Source organism: Stenotrophomonas sp. YJH_SMC_33, from assembly GCF_059372295.1.
The window spans coordinates 1-17,667 of sequence record NZ_JCAFVJ010000014.1 but is presented as its reverse complement, the minus strand read 5'-3'; the positions used below and the strand labels follow the sequence as shown (position 1 = coordinate 17,667).

Genomic DNA, 17,667 nt, shown 5'->3' with positions numbered 1-17,667 from the left:
TACGGAGCTTCATCCACACATGGCGTGGATCAGCCGTGTCGACCAGGGTCGACACCTACCAACAGCTGCGGAAACCACCGCTCACGCCACGCCGTTGTCGACGTGTTCGGCGAAACCGGGCTGCTCTCGCAGGCGCTCGAACCATGCGACGAGGTGGGGCAGCGCGGGCTTGCTGCCCGGCGTGCTGCGCCAGCGTTGGGTCGACAGCCCCAGCACGATATCTGCAAGGGTGAAGGTGCTGCCCGCCACATAGGCATCGGTGGCGGCCAGCTGGGCTTCAAGCACACCCATCAGCCGGTTCCACTGCGCCAGGCTGGCCTCGGCGCGGGCATCGTCCGGATAGTCCGGATGCTGGCGCACGCGCGCCATGAACACGTGGCGCCAGGCACTGTTGAGATCGCTGGCCTGCCAGTCCATCCACTGCTCCACCCGCGCACGGGCCTGCGCCGCACGTGGCAGCAGATCCTCGCGTCCGGCGCGCGCGGCAAGGTAGCGGCAGATGCTGTTGGATTCCCACAGTACGAAGTCGCCATCGCGCAGCACCGGCACCTGCCGGTTGGGGTTCAGCGTGGCCAGCAGGTCCGGCGGGGGGGCCGGCTCGTGATGCAGGGGCAGATCCAGCCCCGCGCACAGCCACAGTACCTTGCGCACGTTGATGGAAGTGGGCTTTCCGTATAGAGCGGGCATGGTCCTGACGCAGCAGCTGAGACTCGGCCAGCCTACACTTGCCCCATGCAAACCGAATACCTGCTCATTGCCGGCCTTCTATTGGCCGTGCTCATCCTGCAACTGGTCGCCCTGCTGCGCCGTCCGCCGCATGACCGCCTGGAACAGGCCGTGCGCGAGGAGGCCCGCGCCGGGCGCAGCGAACTGCGCGAACAGCTCGATGGCTTCGCCCGCGCGCTGACCGATCTGTCCACCCGCACCGACCAGCGCCTGGACCTGCTGCGCGAAGCGCTGGGCGAAGATGCCCGCAAAGCCCGCGCTGAAGTGGCCGACAGCCAGCAGCGCGGCGCAGCGTTGATGGGGCAGCGGCTGCAGGAACTGCGCGGCCAGCTGGAGACCTTCGGCCAGCAGCAGGAGGCACGCATCCATGCGTTTGGCCAGCAGCTGCAGGAGCTCACTGCGCGTACCGATACCCAGCTCGGGGCGCTGCGCCAGACCCTGGTGGACGATGCACGCAAGGGCCGCGAGGAGGGCGCGCAGTCGCAGCAGCGCCTGACCGACAGTCTGGGCCTGCGCCTGCAGGAACTGACCCAGCGCAACGAGCAGCGCATCGCCGAGATGCGTGCCACGCTGGAGGAACAGCTGCGCGCGCTGCAGAACGACAACGCCCAGAAGCTGGAGCAGATGCGCCACACCGTGGACGAGAAGCTGCAGTCGACGCTGGAAACGCGGCTGGGCAACTCCTTCAAGCTGGTCTCCGAGCGCCTGGAACAGGTGCAGCGTGGCCTCGGCGAGATGCAGCAGCTGGCCACCGGCGTGGGCGACCTCAAGCGCGTGCTGACCAACGTCAAGAACCGCGGCAGCTGGGGCGAAGTGCAGCTGGAGAACATCCTCGAGCAGACACTCACCCAGGAGCAGTACGCGCGTGCGGTGAGGGTGCGCCCGGATAGTGGCGAGATGGTCGATATCGCCGTGCGCCTGCCGGGCCGCAGCAGCGACGACACGCCGGTGTGGCTGCCGATCGACTCCAAGTTCCCGCGCGAGGATTACGAGCGCCTGCTGGACGCACAGGAACAGGGCGATGCCGAGGGCGTGCGCCTGCAGGGCATCCAGCTGGAGCGCGCGGTGCGCGTGCAGGCCAAGTCGATCTGCGACAAGTACATCGTGCCACCGCACACCACGGACTTCGCGGTGATGTTCCTGCCCACCGAAGGCCTGTATGCCGAGGTGATCCGGCGCCCGGGCCTGGTCGACCTGCTGCAGCGCGAGCACCGTGTGGTGGTGGCCGGACCGACCACGGTCACCGCGTTGCTCAACAGCCTGCAGATGGGCTTCCGCACCCTGGCCATTGAAAAGCGATCCAGCGAAGTGTGGGGCCTGCTGGGTGCGGTCAAGAGCGAGTTCGGGAAGTTCGCCGGCATCCTGGAAAAGGCCGAGAAGCAGATCACTACCGTTGGCCGCAGCATCGGGGAGGCCAGCCGCAAGACCCGTACCATCGAACGCCGCCTGCGTGGCGTGGAGTCGCTGGCGTCCGAACAGGCGCAGTCGCTGCTCGGCGACCTGGCCGAGGGTGATGCGGTGGCCGAGGAGGAAGGCAGTGACGGCGAGGGCGACGAAGCCTGAGCCACACTGACACGCCGCCTGCATCGCCGATGGGTATGCTGGCGGCCTGTCCGCTTCGACCAGGTACCGCCATGCGCCTGTCCCGCTTCACCAGCCTTGTCCTGACCGCGCTGCTCGCCGCCTGCAGCAGCACGCCAACGACCGTGGACACGACCACGCAGGCCGCCTCCAGCACCCCCGAAGCGGACGAGGCGTACCGCGAAGCGCGCGACGTGGACTGCCAGGCCGCCGGTGGCACCCTGCAGCGGCTCGGCCGGCTGCAGCGCGAGCAGTGCGTGATTCCCTATGCCGACGCCGGCAAGGCCTGCAGCCGCAAGAGCGACTGCAGCGGCCAGTGCCTGGCCACGGGCGACGTGGCCGCCGGCAGTGCCGTCACCGGTACCTGCCAGCGCGACGTGCGCCAGAACTTCGGTTGCCGCCAGCGCATTGATGACGGCAAGGCGCAGGGCACGATCTGCGTGGATTGAATCCTGCCTGTAGAGCCGGGCCCACGCTCGGCTGATGCCACAGCAGCCGAGCGTAGGCTCGGCTCTACAACCGCGCGCACAGCGCTATGCTGGTGGGCCATTTCCCGCTGTTGCCGGAGCCCCACGTGAGCACCCCGATCCAGGACATTTCCCTCACCACCATCGACGGCCAGCCGTCCTCGCTTGCCGACTACCAGGGCAAGGTGCTGCTGCTGGTCAACGTCGCCTCCAAGTGCGGCCTGACCCCGCAGTACGAAGGCCTGCAGGCGCTGTATTCGGAAAAGCACGCGCAGGGCCTGGAAGTGCTGGGCTTCCCCGCCAACAACTTCCTCGGCCAGGAGCCGGGCAGCGAGGCGGAAATCCAGCAGTTCTGCCAGCTTACCTACGACGTCAGCTTCCCGATGTTCTCCAAGATCAGCGTGGCCGGTGACGACACCCACCCTCTGTATCAGCAGCTGACCGCCGCCCAGCCGCAGTCGATCGGCGAGGGTCCGCTGCGTGAGCGCCTGGCGAGCAAGGAGATTCCGATCCACGCAGCGCCGGCAGTGCTGTGGAACTTCGAGAAGTTCCTGGTTGGCCGCGACGGCGAGGTCATCGCCCGCTTCGCCCCGGACGTGGCTGCCGATGACGCGCGCCTGCGCGACGCTATCGAGGCCGCGCTGGCGGCTTGAGGAAAGCGTGCCAACCGAGGTTGGCATCTGCCGGAAAGAAAAACCCCGCCGAAGCGGGGTTTTTCATGCGCTGCAGGCTGGACTCAGTGCGTCCACTGCGGCATCGGCATCGCATCGACCGGGATCGGCGAATTGGCATCGTCGTGGCCACGGTCGCGCTTGCTGCGCAGATCGTTCTCGATCTGGTAGTTGCGGCGCTGCATCCACGCATCGCGGACCAGCGAGTACTCGTCCACGGCGGTGTCACGCAGGTCGTCGACCGCCAGCAGCTGCGCGCGGGTATCCACCAGCTGCAGGCCCTGCAGGCCGATGCGGACCTTGTCCTCCTCGATGCGGCGGATCGGCGACAGCGGAATGTCACCGGCCAGGCCGAATACATCGCGTACGGTGCGCGGGCCGAAGAACGGCAGTTCCACGTAGCGCGAACGCCGCCAGCCCCACGCACCCAGGGTCTGGCCGAAGTCTTCATTGCGGCGCGGCACCATCGCCTTGCTGGCCGGATCGAACAGGCCACCGATGCCCAGCGTGCTGTTCATCAGAAAGCGGCCGAGGCTGTCCCAGGCATCGGCACCGCGGCCCTGCAGCAGCTGGTTGGTGATGGTCACCGGTGCCCGCAGGTTGCTGAAGAAGTTGCTGACGCCGGTGCGGGCGAAGCGCGGCACTACGTGGGTGTAGGCCGTGGCCAGCGGACGGGCAATGCCGCGGTCGACCGCGTTGTTGAACTTGTGCACCTTGCGGTTGAACGGTTCCCATGGGTCGTAGGCTGCCGCACTGCCGGTGTTGCCGCTGCCGCCATAGAGGGCATCGAAGTCGTCATCACCACCGGGGGCGGTCGCCGCTGCGGCCCTGGCCGCATCGGTGTCGGCGCCGCGGGCCGGTACGGAGGGTGGCGTGGCCGGTGCAGGGGCGGCAACCACGGCTGCGGCCGGCGCGGCATCAATCGTAGCGGTATCGGCGGTGGGGGCGGAGGCCTCGGCGACGGTGCTGGCCGGGACCACGGTACTGGCTGCCGGTGCATCGCTGCGTGCGGGCTTGCCGGCGCAGGCGGTCAGCGCGGCGGCCAGGACGATCAAGGGGAGAGTGCGTACGACGTTCATGTCAGCTCGCAGCAGAAGTAGCGTTGAAATCCAGATCGGGCGACAGCCGGTAGGCTGCGCTCAGCTCGTTGTAGCCGGCCGGCGCGCCGGAGACGACCAGTGGGTGACCGCTCCTGCGCGCGCGTGCCGCCAGCTCGGCCAGCAGCGCCAGGCCGGCGCTGTCCACGCGGTCCACCTCGCCCAGCTCCAGCCGTGACAGCTTTGCCGGCAGGGCCTGCAGCTGCGGCCACAGCGAGATCACCGCGGCACGGTCGAGCACCCCGCGCAGGCGCAGGGTGTCGCCTTCCAGCAGTGCCAGTGCGTTACTTGCCATTGCCCGCGGGCCCGGCCTGCATGCTGCCGCTGTGCAGTTCGCTGGCCACCTGCTTGATGCCCTTCTGGCGCAGCGGGGTATCGAACTGGTTGCGGAAGGTCTGCACGTAGGAAATGCCTTCAATGTTGACGTCGAAGATCTTCCACTGGCCGTTCACGTTGCGCATCCAGTACTCGACCGGAGTCGGCTCGTTGCCGGCGCGCACCAGTTCGGTGCTGACACGCACGCCACGATTGCCCGGCAGCGGGCTTTCACCCTTCAGGCGGAAGCTTGGCTTGCCCTGGATGTTGAGCAGGGTCGAGCCGTAGCGCTGCATCAGGCTGTCGGCCATCGCATCGGCGAACAGCTTGATGTCGGCGTCGGAAGCGCCGCGGGCGTGCGGGCCCAGCACCAGACGCGCGGCGTAGTCGCGGTCGAAGGTGCGGGTCAGTTCGCTGTCGATGTAGCTGCGCAGGCTGGCCGGGTTGCTGGTGAACTCGCTCTTGCGCTGCTGCAGCGTGGACAGGATGCGGCTGCTGGCATCGATCACCACCTTGCCGGCCTGGCTCTGCGTTGCGGCAGCGGCAGGTGCGGCGGCCTGGGCCTGGGCCAGGAACGGGGTGGCCGCCAGCAGCGCCGAGGCGAGCAGGGCCGGGATCAGTTTCATTTTCATGGTTGCGGTTCCGTTGCAGGCGCCTGCGCGCCATCGTTGGGCTTCTGAGCAGTGCCGCCACCGGCGCCGCCACTGAACATGTACTTGCCGACCAGCTGGATCAGGTCCACGGCCGGCTGGGTGAAGACGATCTCGTCGCCGGCCTTCAGCACGTCCGGGTCACCGCCCGGCTGCAGACCGATATAGCTCTCGCCGAGCAAACCACTGGTGAAGATGCCGGCCGAGGTGTCCGCCGGCAGGTCCTTGACCTTGCTGTCCATGCGCAGCGTCACGATGGATTCGAACTTCACCGGGTCCAGGTCGATCGAAGCGACCTGGCCGACGGTCACGCCGCCGATCTTCACCGGCGCCTGCTTGCGCAGCTGGCCGACCTGGGAGAAGCGCGCCTTCAGGTCATAGCCCTCACTGCCCCAGCTCCAGCGCTGGTTGGTCGAGGCCACGGCCAGCACCAGCAACGAGGCCAGAGCCAGCAGCAGGAAGGCGCCGACAGAGAATTCAAGTCTGGGACCGCGGATGGCCATGTGGATTACCTGATCGAGTCGTGGTGGCCGCGCGCGCCTGCGCACCGCCGGTGGAGGGGTTAGGTGAACAACATTGCCGACAGCACGAAGTTGAACATCAGCACCAGCAGCGAGGCGTTGACCACCGCACGGGTGGTCGCCACTGAAGTGCCTTCAATGGTCGGCTCGGCGTGGAAACCAACATAGGCGGCCACCAGCGCGGCAGTGCCGCCGAAGATCGCCGACTTCAGCATCGCCACGCCGAAGTCGTCCCAGAAATCCACGCTGTTGCGCAGCGCCGACCAGAACACGCCGTTGTCCAGGCCCAGCACGTGCACGGCTTCGAAGTAGCTGGCGCTGATCGCCAGCGAACAGAAGATGCCGGTCAGCAACGGCACGGTCAGCACCGCCGCCCAGAAGCGCGGCGCTACCGCCTTGGCCACTGGGTCGATCGCCATCAGCTCCAGCGCCTTGATCTGGTCGGTGGCACGCATCAGGCCCAGTTCGGCCGCGATCGAGCTGCCGGCGCGGCCGATGAACAGCAGCGCGGTCAGCACCGGTGCCAGCTCGCGATACAGCGACAGGCCGAGCAGGGTCGACAGCGCGTCGGCCGCACCGAAGGTGGTCAGCGTGCGGTAGCCCTGCAGCGTCAGCACCAGGCCGACAAAGGCACCGCCGACGGCGATGATGGGCAGCGAGCGCGCGCCGATCTTGTAGATCTCGCGGGTCAGCTCGGCAAGGAAATCACGCGTGGGCAGCGAACCGCGCAAAACGGTCAGCGAGAACAGGCCGGCGCGGCCAAGCGAACGGGTGGCTTGGACGAACGGCATCAGGCGACCCTCGCGCGCGGCGCGGCATCGAACGGGATGGGGCCATCGGGCTGGCCATGCAGGAACTGCCGCAGCAGCGGGTCCTGGCTGGACTGCAGCGCCTCGGGCGTGCCCTGGAACACGATGCCGCCATTGGCAATCGCGATCACCTGGTCGCAGATCGGCAGGGTCTCGTGCACGTGGTGGCTGACGATGATGCTGGTCAGGCCCAGGCTGTGGTTGAGGCGCTGGATCAGGCTCATGATCACCCCGGAGGCGATCGGATCCAGCCCGGTCAGCGGCTCGTCGTAGATCATCAGCGGCGGGTCCAGCGCCAGCGCACGGGCCAGCGCCACACGGCGCGCCATGCCGCCGGACAGCTCGCGCGGCCAGGCATCGGTGGCGGCCAGCAGGCCCACCGCATGCAGCTTCATTTCCACCAGGCGGCGCAGCACGGCGGTCGGCAGGCGGGTGTGCGTGCGCAGCGGCAGGGCGACGTTTTCGGCCACAGTGAGGTCGGTCAGCAGGCCATTGCCCTGCAGCAGCACGCCCACGCTCTTGCGCATTTCCAGCAGTGCGCCGCTGTCATGCGGGATCGGCTTGCCGAACAGGGTGACCTCGCCGGCGACCGGGCGCAGTTCGCCGGTCAGCGCCGCCAGCAGGGTCGACTTGCCGCTGCCGGACGGACCGAGCACGGCAGTGATGCTGCCCTTGGGCACCTGCAGCGACACGTCGCGCAGGATCGTGCGCCCGCTCCGGTCGATGCGGACATTGGATAACTGCACCAGACTGGAGGTGGAAGCCGACATGGGCACCATTAACGTTTTTTAGACATCGAAGGATCGGGCCCGTCGGCTGAACATAAGCAGACTGGACGGTCCAGTATTGTTGCACGGCAAGGCCTCGCGTAGGCCGGGACAATCGGCCGGCGGGCCGGAACAATCCGTACCGCTGGCGTGCCAACCATTGAATACTGCCTGCCGTGCTGCACACTGTGCATGATGAGTGACCCGGGCAGCGATTTCCGCCTCTACCATTCCAATTCCCTGGACGTGCTGGCCGCGCTGCTGGCGCGCAACGTGCGTGTGCCGGTGCAGGGCCAGCCGCTGCTGGCGCCGGAAGTGGTGCTGATCCCGCAGGTGGCGATGCGGCGCTGGCTGCAGGCGACACTGGCCGCGGAATTCGGCGTCGCCGCCAACCTCCAGTTCCTGACCCCCGGCGAGTTCGTGGCGCGCGCGCTGAAGGCCAACGTCAGCGGTGAGCAGGACGATCTGGACGCCGCCGGCCTGCACTGGAAGCTGTACCAGGCGCTGCGCGATCCGTCGCTGCTGGCGCAGCCACCGATGCGCGCGCTGCAGTCGTATCTTGCCGGCGATGATGCTCTGAAGCCGTGGGCGCTGGCCGGCGAGCTGGCCTCGGTGTTCGAGAAGTACCAGGCCTGGCGGCGTGACTGGCTGCTGCGCTGGGCGGCGGGGGCCGATCCGGCCGATCCGCAGGCAATCCTGTGGCGCACCATCACCCGGGGCCACGACTACCGCGCCCGCCGCATCCAGGAGTACCTGGACCGCTTCGAAGGCGCCGGCCAGCCGCTGCCGCAAGGCCTGCCGCCGCGCATGTCCGCGTTCGCGACGCTCAACATCTCGCCCGACGTGCTGCGGGTGATGGCCACCCAGGCCCGGGTAGGCGAGCTGCACTTCTACATGCCCACCCCGGTGCAGTCGTACTGGGGAGATCTGCAGACGCTGGCCGAGCGCCTGCGCAGTGGCGCACCGGATCCCTTCGGTGAAGCGGCCGGCGAGAACCGGCTGCTGGAAGCGTGGGGTGCGGCCGGGCGCGACTTCATGGCGGTGCTGGGCAGTTACGAGGTGGTGCATCCGGCCGGCGAAATCGCCGCCTATTCCGATCCGGAGGAGGACACCGGGCCAAGCCTGGACGAAGGTGGCCTGTCCGACAGCCTGCTGCATCGCCTGCAGCGTGACCTGTTCCACCGTCGCGCGCTGCCCTCGGGTGAACTGCGCGACGGCCTGCGCAGCGACGACCCCAGCCTGCAGGTACACGCCTGCCACACCCGCCTGCGTGAGTTGCAGGTACTGCACGACCAGCTGCGCAGCCTGCTGCAGGACCCGCGCTTCGACCCGCCGCTGCAGGCGCGCGAGATCGCGGTGCTGGCGCCGGACATCGATCCCTATGTGCCGTACCTGGAAGCGGTGTTCGGCGGTCGCGGCGGCGAGGAGGAACACATTCCGTATGCCCTGGCCGACAGCAGTCCGCTGGCGGGCGAGCCGCTGGCCGATGTGTTCGTGCATCTGCTGGGCCTGCCGGTCTCGCGCTTTGGCCTGAACGAAGTGCTGGACCTGCTGGCCAGCGCGCCGCTGGCCGAAGCGGCCGGGCTGGAAGCGGTGGACTTCGACCGCCTGCATGGCTGGCTGCAGCAGGCCGGCGCACGCTGGGGCCTGGACGCAAGACACCGCAACCAGCACCAGGCACCGGCCGACGACGCCTACACCTGGCAGTTCGCGCTGGATCGCCTGGTACTCGGCCATGCCACCGGCAGCGAGGCCGACGTGGCCGGCGTGGCGCCGTGGATCGAACTGGAAGGCGGCGCGCTGGACGCGCTGGACCGGTTGCTGCGCCTGCTGCGCGTGCTGGCGGTCTACCAGCGACGCCTCGGCGAGCTGCTGACACCGGCGCAGTGGCGGCAACGCCTGCTGTCGCTGCTGGATGCACTGCTGCCCACCGCGCCCAGCTCGCCCAACAGCCAGCGCGCGCTGGAGCGCCTGCGCAAGCTGCTCAACCAGTTCGCCGACGATGCCGCCAAGGCCGGTTTCGAAGACGGCGTGCCGCCGGAGGTGGTGCGTTCGCACTTCGCCGGCGTACTGGGGGAGGCCGATACGCGCGCACCGCTGCTGACCGGTGGCATCAGTTTCGGCCGCATGGTGCCGATGCGGCTGCTGCCGTTCCGGGTGATCTGCGTGCTCGGCCTCAACGATGGCGATTTCCCGCGCCGGGACCCGGCCGCGGGCCTCAACCAGCTCACCGCCGAGCAGGATACGCCGCGCCGCCGTCCGGGCGACCGCTCCACCCGCGAGGATGACCGCTTCCTGTTCCTGCAGCTGTTCGCGGCCGCGCAGGAGGTGTTCTATCTCAGCTATCTCGGCGCCGATCCGCGCGATGGCAGCGTGCGTGAGCCGTCGGTGCTGGTCAGTGAACTGATCGATGCCGCCGCCGGGTATCACCTCGATCCGCCGGCGGCGGTCCGCGATTTCACCGTGCGCCACGCACTGCAGCCGTTCTCACCGGCTGCCTTCGGCGATGGCGATCCACGTCGCTTCAGCTATCGCCGCCAGTGGCATCCGGCTGCCGGGCGCCTCAGCGGCCAGCGGGGCGACCTGCAGCCGTGGTTCGATGCACCGTTGCCGCCGCCGCTCGACGATGCGGTGGAAGACGAGGTCGCACTCGATACCCTGCGTCGTTTCCTGTGCGACCCGGCCGGGCAGTTCCTCGCTCAGTCGCTGGGCCTGCGCCTGGCCGACGAGGTGGAGGAGGTGGATGACCTGGAACCGCTGGTGCTGTCCGCGCGCGGACCGGAAAAGCGCAGTGTGCAGGCGGCGGTGGTACGCGCCACGCTCAGCGGCGATGCCGAGCCGTTGTACCCGCGGTTGCGCGCGCGCGGCTTGCTGCCGTCGGGTCCATTGGGCGAGCGCCAGTTCGAGGTGGAGCAGTTGAAGACACGCCCGTATGCCAGTGCGCTGCTGGGCTGGATGCAGGGCGAACCACTGGAAAGCCGTCGCTACGAAGTGGACATCGATGGCGTGCGCCTGCATGGCCGCGTGGCCGATCGGCATCCCGAAGGGCTGGTGCGCCTGCGTGCCGGCACACTCAATGGCAATGCAGTGATCCGCCACGGCCTGGACTGGCTGCTGGCGAACGCGGCGGGCGATGCGCTGCCGCTTGTGCAGTTCCATGATGGTGGCGACGCCGGTCCCGGCCCGCATGTACTGCCGGCACTGAGCGTTCCCGCTGCACGTGCGGCGCTGCGTGCGCTGCTGCAGCTGCGCCAGCGTGGCCTGCGCGAGCCGCTGCGCTTTGCCCCGTACACCGGCTGGGTGCTGTACAACGCGCCGGCAGAAAAGCAGCGCAGCGAAGGCTGGAAGCAGTGGCACGGCAGCGACCGCAGCTGGGGTGAATCCAGCAGCGACGCCTGGCAGCTGCTGCTGCGCGGTGCCGACCCGTTCGCCACCGATGCCGGCTACGCCGACCTGCTGCGCAACAGCCAGCTGGTCTTCAGCGCGGTGCGCGAAGGCCGCGCTCTCGGCGCCGAAGCACGCCAGGAGGGCAACGCATGAACACCGCCATCGCCGAAGACGGCATCGAATCCCTCAGCCGCGATCCCTATCTGGCGCTGCCGCTGGAGGGCATCCGGCTGATCGAAGCCAGCGCCGGCACCGGCAAGACCTTCACCCTGGCCACGTTGTTCACCCGCCTGGTGGTGGAGCAGGGCCTGCGCATCGGCCAGATCCTGGCGGTGACCTTCACCGATGCCGCCACCCAGGAACTGCGCAAGCGCATCCGTGAGCGCCTGGCGCTGGCCGCGCGCCTGGTCGACCTGGAAGCGGCCGACGGTGAAGCACCGGAGGTGCGATTGACCCGCGACGTGCTGCAGCGCCATCTGCAGGGCGGCACCGAGAGCGCCGCCGCACTGAAACGCCGCCTGCAGGTGGCCGCAGACGAGATCGACCTGGCGTCCATCTTCACCATCCACGGCTTCTGCACCCGCGTGCTGCGCGAGCATGCGCTGGAAAGCGGCCACACCTTTGATCCGCCGGAACTGCTGGCCAGCGACCGTGAGCTGCTGGAGGAGCTCGCGGCCGATCTGTGGCGCGTGCATGCCAACGACCCGGCCACGCTGGAGCCGCTGACCTGGCTGTGGTCCAACCCGGATGCGCTGGCGGCCGATCTGCGCGCGTTGCTGGCTACGCCGCCTCTGCACCCGTTGCCACGGCCGGTGGCGCTGGCCGATCCACACCCAGCATTGCAGGCCACCGCCGCCGAACTGCAGCAGGCGCTGCGCGAGCATGGCGAGCAGTTCTTCATCGACCTCTGCGATGCGGTCGACAACAAGTGGCTCAACGGCGTGTCCTACAAGCTGGGCTGGCTGCATCCGCTGGGCCGGCAGCTGCTGGCCTGGGCCGAGCGCGCCGACCCGCGCGAGCTTCTGATCAGCGAACGCCTGCCGGCGCTGCTGCCGGAGGCGTTGGCCGCCAAGACCAACAAGAAATTCGCCGAGCGCACGCCGTCGTCGCCATTGCAGGCACCGTTGGCGCGCTATGTCGTGCTGCTGGCCGAACGCGATGCCTGGTTGCGTGCCACCGCATTGAATTTCCTGCACGCGCTTCGCGCCGACGCCACGCAGCGGCTGCAGGCACTGAAGCGCGTCCGCCGGGTGCAGACCTACGACGATCTGATCGATGGCGTAGCGCTCGCCCTGGAAGGCCCGCAGCGACTGACGCTGGTCAGGCAGTTGCGCGCGCAGTACCGCATCGCGCTGGTTGATGAGTTCCAGGATACCGACGATCGCCAGTGGGGCATCTTCCACACCGTGTTCGGTGATTCGCCGGAGGTGCGCGAGCTGGGCCTGGCACCGGCGTTGTTCCTGATCGGCGACCCCAAGCAGGCGATCTACGGCTTCCGCGGCGGTGATATCCACACTTACCTGAAGGCCAAGCAGGTGGCGCAGCAGGCGCCGGTACTGGACCAGAACTTCCGCTCGCGACCCGCTGTGCTGCGCGCGCTGCAGGCGCTGTACGACAACGCTGGCGAAGACGCCTTCCTCGAACGCGACATCCAGTTCGAGCCGGTGCGGCCCGGTGGCGTGCGCAGCGATGCGGACTACCAGCGCGACGGCCATGCCGCTGCGGCGCTCACCCTGCGCGTGCTGCGCAGTGGCGGTGACAAGGCGATGAGCGCCGATGCCTCGCGCGATGCGGCGACCCAGGCCTGCGTGGCCGCGATTCACCAGATCCTGGTCGAGGCGCGTGCGGGCAATGCCGTGTTGCGTGGGCGCCCGGTGCAGCCTGGTGACATCGCGGTGCTGGTGCGCTCGCATCGCGAGGCCACCCTGGTGCAGCGCGCACTGGCCGCGGTCGGCATTCCGGCAGTGGCAGCCGGCAAACAGAGCCTGTTTTCCACGCCTGAAGCGCGTGATCTGCGTGCGCTGCTGCTGGCACTGCTGCAACCGGCCGACGAGGGCCGCCTGCGCGCAGCGCTGGCCACGGTACTGCTCGGCCAGCGCGCAAGTGCGATTGCGGCGATGGAACGCGACGGCGACCTGCAACGCGGGTTCCAGGCGCAGCTGCTGCACTGGCGAGAGCGCTGGCAGCGCGGCGGGCCGTTCGCGGTGATCGCCGATGTCTGTGCCGCGCAGGGCGAGCGTCTGCTGGCGCTGATCGATGGCGAGCGCCGCCTGACCAATTACCTGCAGCTGGGTGAACTGCTGCAGGAGGCCTCGGCGCAGGCGCTGGGCATGCATGGCCTGCTGGACTGGCTGCAGGGGCAGATGGCCAGCGCCGACCAGGATGACGAGCAGCAGCTGCTGCGCCTGGAATCGGATGCGCGCCGCGTGCAGATCATCACCCTGCACAAGAGCAAGGGCCTGGAGTATCCGCTGGTGTTCCTGCCCTTCGTCGGCATCGACGGCGGCGCACCGAACACGGCCTCGCACTGCACGGTGCATGTGGGCGGCCAGCGCCAGCTGCACTGGAAGCTGGACAAGGACGAGGCCTGGGAAGCGGCCACCGCGCAGCGCGAACGCGAGCAGCGCGCCGAGGATGCGCGCCTGCTGTATGTGGGACTGACCCGCGCCGAGCATGCGCTGTGGATCGCCGTGGGTGATCTGGCCGGGCTGGGCAAGACGCGGCTGGCGCCGCTGCTGGGTGACCTGCAGGCGCTGCGCGCGCTCGCCGATGTGCACATCGATGACAGCGAGGCGCCGGCCACGCTGCCGCAGCTGGCGGCCGAAGTGGAAGGTGAGCTTCCAGCCGTGCGTGCACTGACCCGGCGCGTGCCGCACGACTGGTGGGTGTACAGCTTTACCCAGCTGGCCCACGCAGATGCAGGCGTTGGCAGCGATATCGAAGCGGCCGCCACCGAGCTGCCGGCACCGGCCGCCGACGAACCGGCCGGCCCGGAACTGCCATTGGAACCGGCGCTGCCTGAACCCACCGCGTCCGCCGAGGACAACGCCCCGCTCGATCCGCGCTTCATGGGCAGTCGCTTCGGCAACGTGCTGCATGAGGCAATGGAGAACGTCGACTTTGCTGCATGGGCTGACTGGCAGCCGGGCCTGGAAGCGCCCGAGGGGCAGGCCGAGGTACTGCGCAAGGCGCTGCACGACGAAGGCTATGCCGACGTCGACCTGGACGACGGCGTGGCGGTGCTGGTGCCGCTGGTTGGCCACACCCTGACCGTGCCGCTGCCCGAAGGCGGCGCGCTGCACAGCCTGGGAGAAGGCGAGCGCCGCGCCGAAATCGACTTCCATTTCGCCATCGAACCAACCACGGTGCCGGCCCTGCTGCAGGTGCTGCATGCGCACGGCATTTCCAGTGGCCGGCGCGGCTTCGGCCAGCGCCGCCGCCTGGAAGGGCTGATGACCGGCATGATCGACCTGACCTACGTGCGCGACGGGCGCTGGTACGTGCTCGACTACAAATCCAACCGCCTGCCCGGCTACAGCCCGGACCTGCTGGCCATTGCCATGCGCCACAGCGAATACGACCTGCAGGCGCTGATCTACACCGTGGCCCTGCATCGCTGGCTGCGCTTCCGCCTGGGCGCGGCCTACGACTACGAGCGCGACATGGGCGGCATCCGCTACCTGTTCTGCCGCGGCCTGGATGGCACCGGCAATGGCGTGCATGTGGACCGTTTCCCGCTGGCGTTGGTGGATGCACTGGATGCGTTGTTTGCCGGTGGCGAGCAGGCCCAGGCCGAACTGGCCGCACGTGCCCGCGGAGCCAGCGCATGAGCCTGCTGAAGGAACTGCACCAGAAGGGCCAGCTGCGCACTCTCGATCATGCATTGGCGACCAGCCTGCAGCGGCTGCGCGACGACACGCCCGAGAGCGTGGCGCTGGCTGCCGCGCTGGCTTCGCTGGCGGTGTCGCTGGGCCACGCCGCATTCGACCCCGCGCAACCGCAGCGGTTGCTGGAAGGCGTGCCCGAGTGGCCTGCCGCGCAGGCCTGGCTGGCGCAGCTGCGCGCATCGCCATGGGTGGCCACACCGGAGCAGGCTGACGCCATCGCCGAGGATGCGCCGCTGGTGCTGGAAAACGGCCTGCTCTACCTGCGCCGCTACCGCGAGTACGAGCGCCAGCTGGCGGCCGGTCTGCAGCGCATCGGTCGGCATCCGCTGCCGGCGCCGGACATGGCGGCGCTGGTACCGCTGTTCGCGCAGCTGTTCCCGCAGGCATTGGACAGTGAAGATCACCAGGCACGCGCAGCCGGCGTGACCCTGCGCCATCCGCTGGCACTGGTCACCGGCGGCCCCGGCACCGGCAAGACCACCACCATCGCGCGCCTGTTGCTGCTGCTGGCGGCGCAGGCCCGGCATGCCGGCCAGCCGCTGCCCGAGGTGGCGTTGGCCGCGCCGACCGGTCGCGCTGCCGAGCGCATGGCCGAGAGCCTCCGCGTAGCCGTGCAACGGCTGCAGGAACAAGGAGTGGATGCGACGTTGTGCGCGGCATTGCCCAGTACCGGCACCACCCTGCATCGCCTGCTCGGCGTGATTCCCGATTCACCGCGCTTCCGCCACCACGCTGATAATCCACTGCCGGTGGATGTGGTGGTGGTCGACGAAGCGTCGATGATCGATCTGCCGATGATGGCCAAGCTGGTCGATGCGATCGCCAGTGGCACCCGGCTGATCCTGCTCGGCGACCCGGACCAGCTGCCGTCGGTGGAAGCCGGCGACGTACTCAGCGCGATCCTGCGCGCCAGCGGCGATGGCATCGGCACCCGCGCCGACGACGCGCAGGCACTGCATGGTCTGCTGGCGCCGGCCACCTTGCAGCCGCAGGCGGCACCACGCGCCTTTGCTGGCCGCCGCGTGCAGCTGCAGCGCGGTTACCGTCAGAGTGATGCGCTGGACCTGGCGCCGCTGGCGCATGCCGTGCGCGAAGGCGACAGCAGCACCGCATTGCAGCTGCTGCGCGGCGGGTCTCTGGCGGGCGTGCATTTCCACGAAGGCGAAGCCGATCCATTGCGTGGCCAACGCGAGCATCTGCTCGGCCACTGGCGCGCGCTGGCCGAGGCCGCTGATCCGGTAAGTGCCCTGCAGCAGGCCGGGCGCCTGCGCGTGCTGACCGCATTGCGCGAAGGCCCGCAGGGCGCGCGCGGGCTCAACAGCCGTATCGAACAGCTGCTGGCAGGCAACACCCCTGGCTACTTCCAGGGCCGCCTGCTGCTGGTCACCGAGAACAGCTACCGGCACCGCCTGTTCAACGGCGATATCGGCATCTGCCTGCGCGATGGCAGCGGCGCGATGGTGGCCTGGTTCCCCGGCGATACCGTCGACCAACCACGCGCCTTCCACCCCGCAGCACTGCCCGCGCACGAAAGCGCCTTTGCGATGACCGTGCACAAGGCACAGGGCTCGGAGTTCGATGAAGTGTGGTTGCAGCTGCCACGCCAGGACAGCCGCGTGCTGTCGCGCGAGCTGGTCTACACCGGCCTGACCCGTGCCCGCCAGGTGCTGCATGTGGCGGGCAGCGCAGAGGTGCTGCAGGCCGCATTGAAGCGGCATGCCAGCCGCCTCGGTGGTCTGGCCTGGCGGCTGGGTGCAGAAGAGGCGGCCGAAGCACCGGCACCCATCGAGCAACCCACGGTGCAGGGCCAGTTGTTCTGAACGGGGGTCGGATCCCGTTCCCACCGGGAACGGGCTCTGACCCCGGTCGCCCCGATGTCGCATTTGCCCTTTGATGACGCTGTCGGCGCTACCTATCCTGCGTTGCTACTCCACGACACAGGAACCGGCACATGGCGCTTATCGCCCTGGATGACCCACGCTGGGCCGAACTACAGCATGCCTATGGGGCTGCGGATGACATTCCGGAGCTGTTGGCCAATCTGAGTATTCCAAAGGGGGAGAGATCGGAAGACGATTCGATTGAAGACACCTGGGAGGAATTGTGGAGTAGCTTGTGCCATCAAGGGGATGTCTACAGCGCTTCGTTTGCAGCGGTGCCGCATATTGTTGACGTGCTTCTGCAGCAGCCAGAGCTCTTGATGTTTGACTTTGTTGGGCTGCCGGTCAAGATCGAAGTCGAGCGGAGGGAGGCTGGAATCTCAATTCCTGAATCCGTGGAGCCTCAGTACTCAGAAGCGCTCCAGAACCTTGCATGCTTCGCCGCAAGCGTAATCCTCGATAAACATGACAAGAGTATGAGTTCAGCGTTGCTGACAGCGCTTGCCCTGGCCCATGAGAACACGGGTGTCGCGCGGATGCTTGGGCAGATAACCGCCTACGAGGCTGATGAAGCGGTCGATCTGTTCCTGAATCGCTAGCCAGAAGCAGTCGAGCATGGCTCGACTCTACAAAAGCGTACTTCGATCATTTCCACGCTCATCCACGCATGGCGTGGATCTACTGCAGACCGCAGGAAACTGTCGAAGGCGGGGTGGGTCCGGTTGAGGGGGTGTGAGCGGCATGGATGCCGCGACCAAGCCCCCATGGATGAAGTGACCCCCGGGAGTTGGACGCCAGATCCAACCCCGAGGAATACATGCACAGATACGACGCTCGTTTCAAACTGCAGGTCGCCAAAGAGGCCTGCAAGACCTCCACATCAGTCAAAGCCGTTGCTCGTCGCCACAG

The 17,667-nt window shown here is 68.2% G+C and carries 15 protein-coding genes; 8 read left to right on the top strand and 7 right to left on the bottom strand.

The window, feature by feature from the left end; genetic code table 11:
- Positions 1-81: 81 nt before the first annotated feature.
- Positions 82-687 (bottom strand): glutathione S-transferase N-terminal domain-containing protein, encoded by a 606-nt coding sequence (locus AC5P9W_RS17390; RefSeq protein ID WP_188250466.1) that lies wholly within the window; start codon positions 685-687, stop codon positions 82-84.
- Positions 688-732: 45 nt separating this feature from the next.
- On the opposite strand from AC5P9W_RS17390, the gene AC5P9W_RS17385 reads away from it, so the two are divergent.
- The 3 genes from AC5P9W_RS17385 (at position 733) to AC5P9W_RS17375 (ending at position 3,427) form a co-directional block, all read left to right on the top strand.
- A complete protein-coding gene (locus tag AC5P9W_RS17385) occupies positions 733-2,289 on the top strand; it encodes a DNA recombination protein RmuC (protein WP_019658781.1) in 1,557 nt (518 codons plus the stop codon).
- 71 nt (positions 2,290-2,360) lie between these two features.
- On the top strand, positions 2,361-2,756 hold the full coding sequence (locus AC5P9W_RS17380) for a hypothetical protein (RefSeq protein ID WP_021203284.1): 396 nt from the start codon (positions 2,361-2,363) through the stop codon (positions 2,754-2,756).
- 125 nt (positions 2,757-2,881) lie between these two features.
- Positions 2,882-3,427 carry a glutathione peroxidase gene (locus AC5P9W_RS17375; RefSeq protein WP_031270126.1) on the top strand — a complete coding sequence of 182 codons (546 nt, stop codon included), beginning with the start codon at positions 2,882-2,884 and terminating at the stop codon, positions 3,425-3,427.
- Positions 3,428-3,510: 83 nt separating this feature from the next.
- Here the strand turns inward: AC5P9W_RS17375 and AC5P9W_RS17370 are convergent, their stop codons facing one another.
- Genes AC5P9W_RS17370 through AC5P9W_RS17345 form a run of 6 tightly spaced genes read right to left on the bottom strand, consistent with a single transcriptional unit; the run spans position 3,511 to position 7,607 of the window.
- Positions 3,511-4,524, bottom strand: a complete 1,014-nt coding sequence (locus AC5P9W_RS17370) for an MlaA family lipoprotein (RefSeq protein ID WP_111104078.1) — start codon at positions 4,522-4,524, stop codon at positions 3,511-3,513.
- 1 nt (position 4,525) lies between these two features.
- Positions 4,526-4,837 carry an STAS domain-containing protein gene (locus AC5P9W_RS17365; protein WP_021203287.1) on the bottom strand — a complete coding sequence of 104 codons (312 nt, stop codon included), beginning with the start codon at positions 4,835-4,837 and terminating at the stop codon, positions 4,526-4,528.
- Complete coding sequence (locus tag AC5P9W_RS17360) at positions 4,827-5,489, bottom strand: MlaC/ttg2D family ABC transporter substrate-binding protein (RefSeq protein ID WP_021203288.1); 663 nt, start codon at positions 5,487-5,489, stop codon at positions 4,827-4,829. The genes AC5P9W_RS17365 and AC5P9W_RS17360 overlap by 11 nt, the downstream gene beginning before the upstream one ends.
- Complete coding sequence (mlaD, locus tag AC5P9W_RS17355) at positions 5,486-6,010, bottom strand: outer membrane lipid asymmetry maintenance protein MlaD (protein ID WP_021203289.1); 525 nt, start codon at positions 6,008-6,010, stop codon at positions 5,486-5,488. The genes AC5P9W_RS17360 and mlaD overlap by 4 nt, the downstream gene beginning before the upstream one ends.
- Before the next feature lie 59 nt (positions 6,011-6,069).
- A complete protein-coding gene (locus tag AC5P9W_RS17350) occupies positions 6,070-6,819 on the bottom strand; it encodes an MlaE family lipid ABC transporter permease subunit (RefSeq protein ID WP_005414955.1) in 750 nt (249 codons plus the stop codon).
- Positions 6,819-7,607, bottom strand: a complete 789-nt coding sequence (locus AC5P9W_RS17345) for an ABC transporter ATP-binding protein (RefSeq protein ID WP_134735714.1) — start codon at positions 7,605-7,607, stop codon at positions 6,819-6,821. The genes AC5P9W_RS17350 and AC5P9W_RS17345 overlap by 1 nt, the downstream gene beginning before the upstream one ends.
- A gap of 189 nt (positions 7,608-7,796) precedes the next feature.
- On the opposite strand from AC5P9W_RS17345, the gene recC reads away from it, so the two are divergent.
- The 5 genes from recC to AC5P9W_RS17320 form a co-directional block, all read left to right on the top strand.
- Positions 7,797-11,144, top strand: a complete 3,348-nt coding sequence (gene recC, locus AC5P9W_RS17340) for an exodeoxyribonuclease V subunit gamma (RefSeq protein ID WP_495219375.1) — start codon at positions 7,797-7,799, stop codon at positions 11,142-11,144.
- A complete protein-coding gene (gene recB / locus AC5P9W_RS17335; RefSeq protein WP_495219374.1) occupies positions 11,141-14,821 on the top strand; it encodes an exodeoxyribonuclease V subunit beta in 3,681 nt (1,226 codons plus the stop codon). The genes recC and recB overlap by 4 nt, the downstream gene beginning before the upstream one ends.
- The gene (gene recD, locus AC5P9W_RS17330) at positions 14,818-16,698 is read left to right on the top strand and encodes an exodeoxyribonuclease V subunit alpha (RefSeq protein ID WP_206621904.1); all 1,881 of its coding nucleotides are present in this window, start codon (positions 14,818-14,820) and stop codon (positions 16,696-16,698) included. The genes recB and recD overlap by 4 nt, the downstream gene beginning before the upstream one ends.
- A 131-nt stretch (positions 16,699-16,829) precedes the next feature.
- The gene (locus tag AC5P9W_RS17325; protein ID WP_111099174.1) at positions 16,830-17,357 is read left to right on the top strand and encodes a hypothetical protein; all 528 of its coding nucleotides are present in this window, start codon (positions 16,830-16,832) and stop codon (positions 17,355-17,357) included.
- Between the two features lie 218 nt (positions 17,358-17,575).
- Positions 17,576-17,667: transposase (locus AC5P9W_RS17320; protein WP_288037469.1), on the top strand; the 92-nt coding region annotated here is incomplete at its 3' end.

Excerpts from the sequence above, each read along its gene's own strand:
- AC5P9W_RS17390 (WP_188250466.1), bottom strand. The coding sequence starts at position 687 with ATGCCCGCTCTATACGGAAAGCCCACTTCCATCAACGTGCGCAAGGTA.
- AC5P9W_RS17385 (WP_019658781.1), top strand. The coding sequence starts at position 733 with ATGCAAACCGAATACCTGCTCATTGCCGGCCTTCTATTGGCCGTGCTC.
- AC5P9W_RS17380 (WP_021203284.1), top strand. The coding sequence starts at position 2,361 with ATGCGCCTGTCCCGCTTCACCAGCCTTGTCCTGACCGCGCTGCTCGCC.
- AC5P9W_RS17370 (WP_111104078.1), bottom strand. The coding sequence starts at position 4,524 with ATGAACGTCGTACGCACTCTCCCCTTGATCGTCCTGGCCGCCGCGCTG.
- AC5P9W_RS17365 (WP_021203287.1), bottom strand. The coding sequence starts at position 4,837 with ATGGCAAGTAACGCACTGGCACTGCTGGAAGGCGACACCCTGCGCCTG.
- AC5P9W_RS17360 (WP_021203288.1), bottom strand. The coding sequence starts at position 5,489 with ATGAAAATGAAACTGATCCCGGCCCTGCTCGCCTCGGCGCTGCTGGCG.
- mlaD (WP_021203289.1), bottom strand. The coding sequence starts at position 6,010 with ATGGCCATCCGCGGTCCCAGACTTGAATTCTCTGTCGGCGCCTTCCTG.
- AC5P9W_RS17350 (WP_005414955.1), bottom strand. The coding sequence starts at position 6,819 with ATGCCGTTCGTCCAAGCCACCCGTTCGCTTGGCCGCGCCGGCCTGTTC.
- AC5P9W_RS17345 (WP_134735714.1), bottom strand. The coding sequence starts at position 7,607 with ATGTCGGCTTCCACCTCCAGTCTGGTGCAGTTATCCAATGTCCGCATC.
- recC (WP_495219375.1), top strand. The coding sequence starts at position 7,797 with ATGATGAGTGACCCGGGCAGCGATTTCCGCCTCTACCATTCCAATTCC.
- recB (WP_495219374.1), top strand. The coding sequence starts at position 11,141 with ATGAACACCGCCATCGCCGAAGACGGCATCGAATCCCTCAGCCGCGAT.
- recD (WP_206621904.1), top strand. The coding sequence starts at position 14,818 with ATGAGCCTGCTGAAGGAACTGCACCAGAAGGGCCAGCTGCGCACTCTC.
- AC5P9W_RS17325 (WP_111099174.1), top strand. The coding sequence starts at position 16,830 with ATGGCGCTTATCGCCCTGGATGACCCACGCTGGGCCGAACTACAGCAT.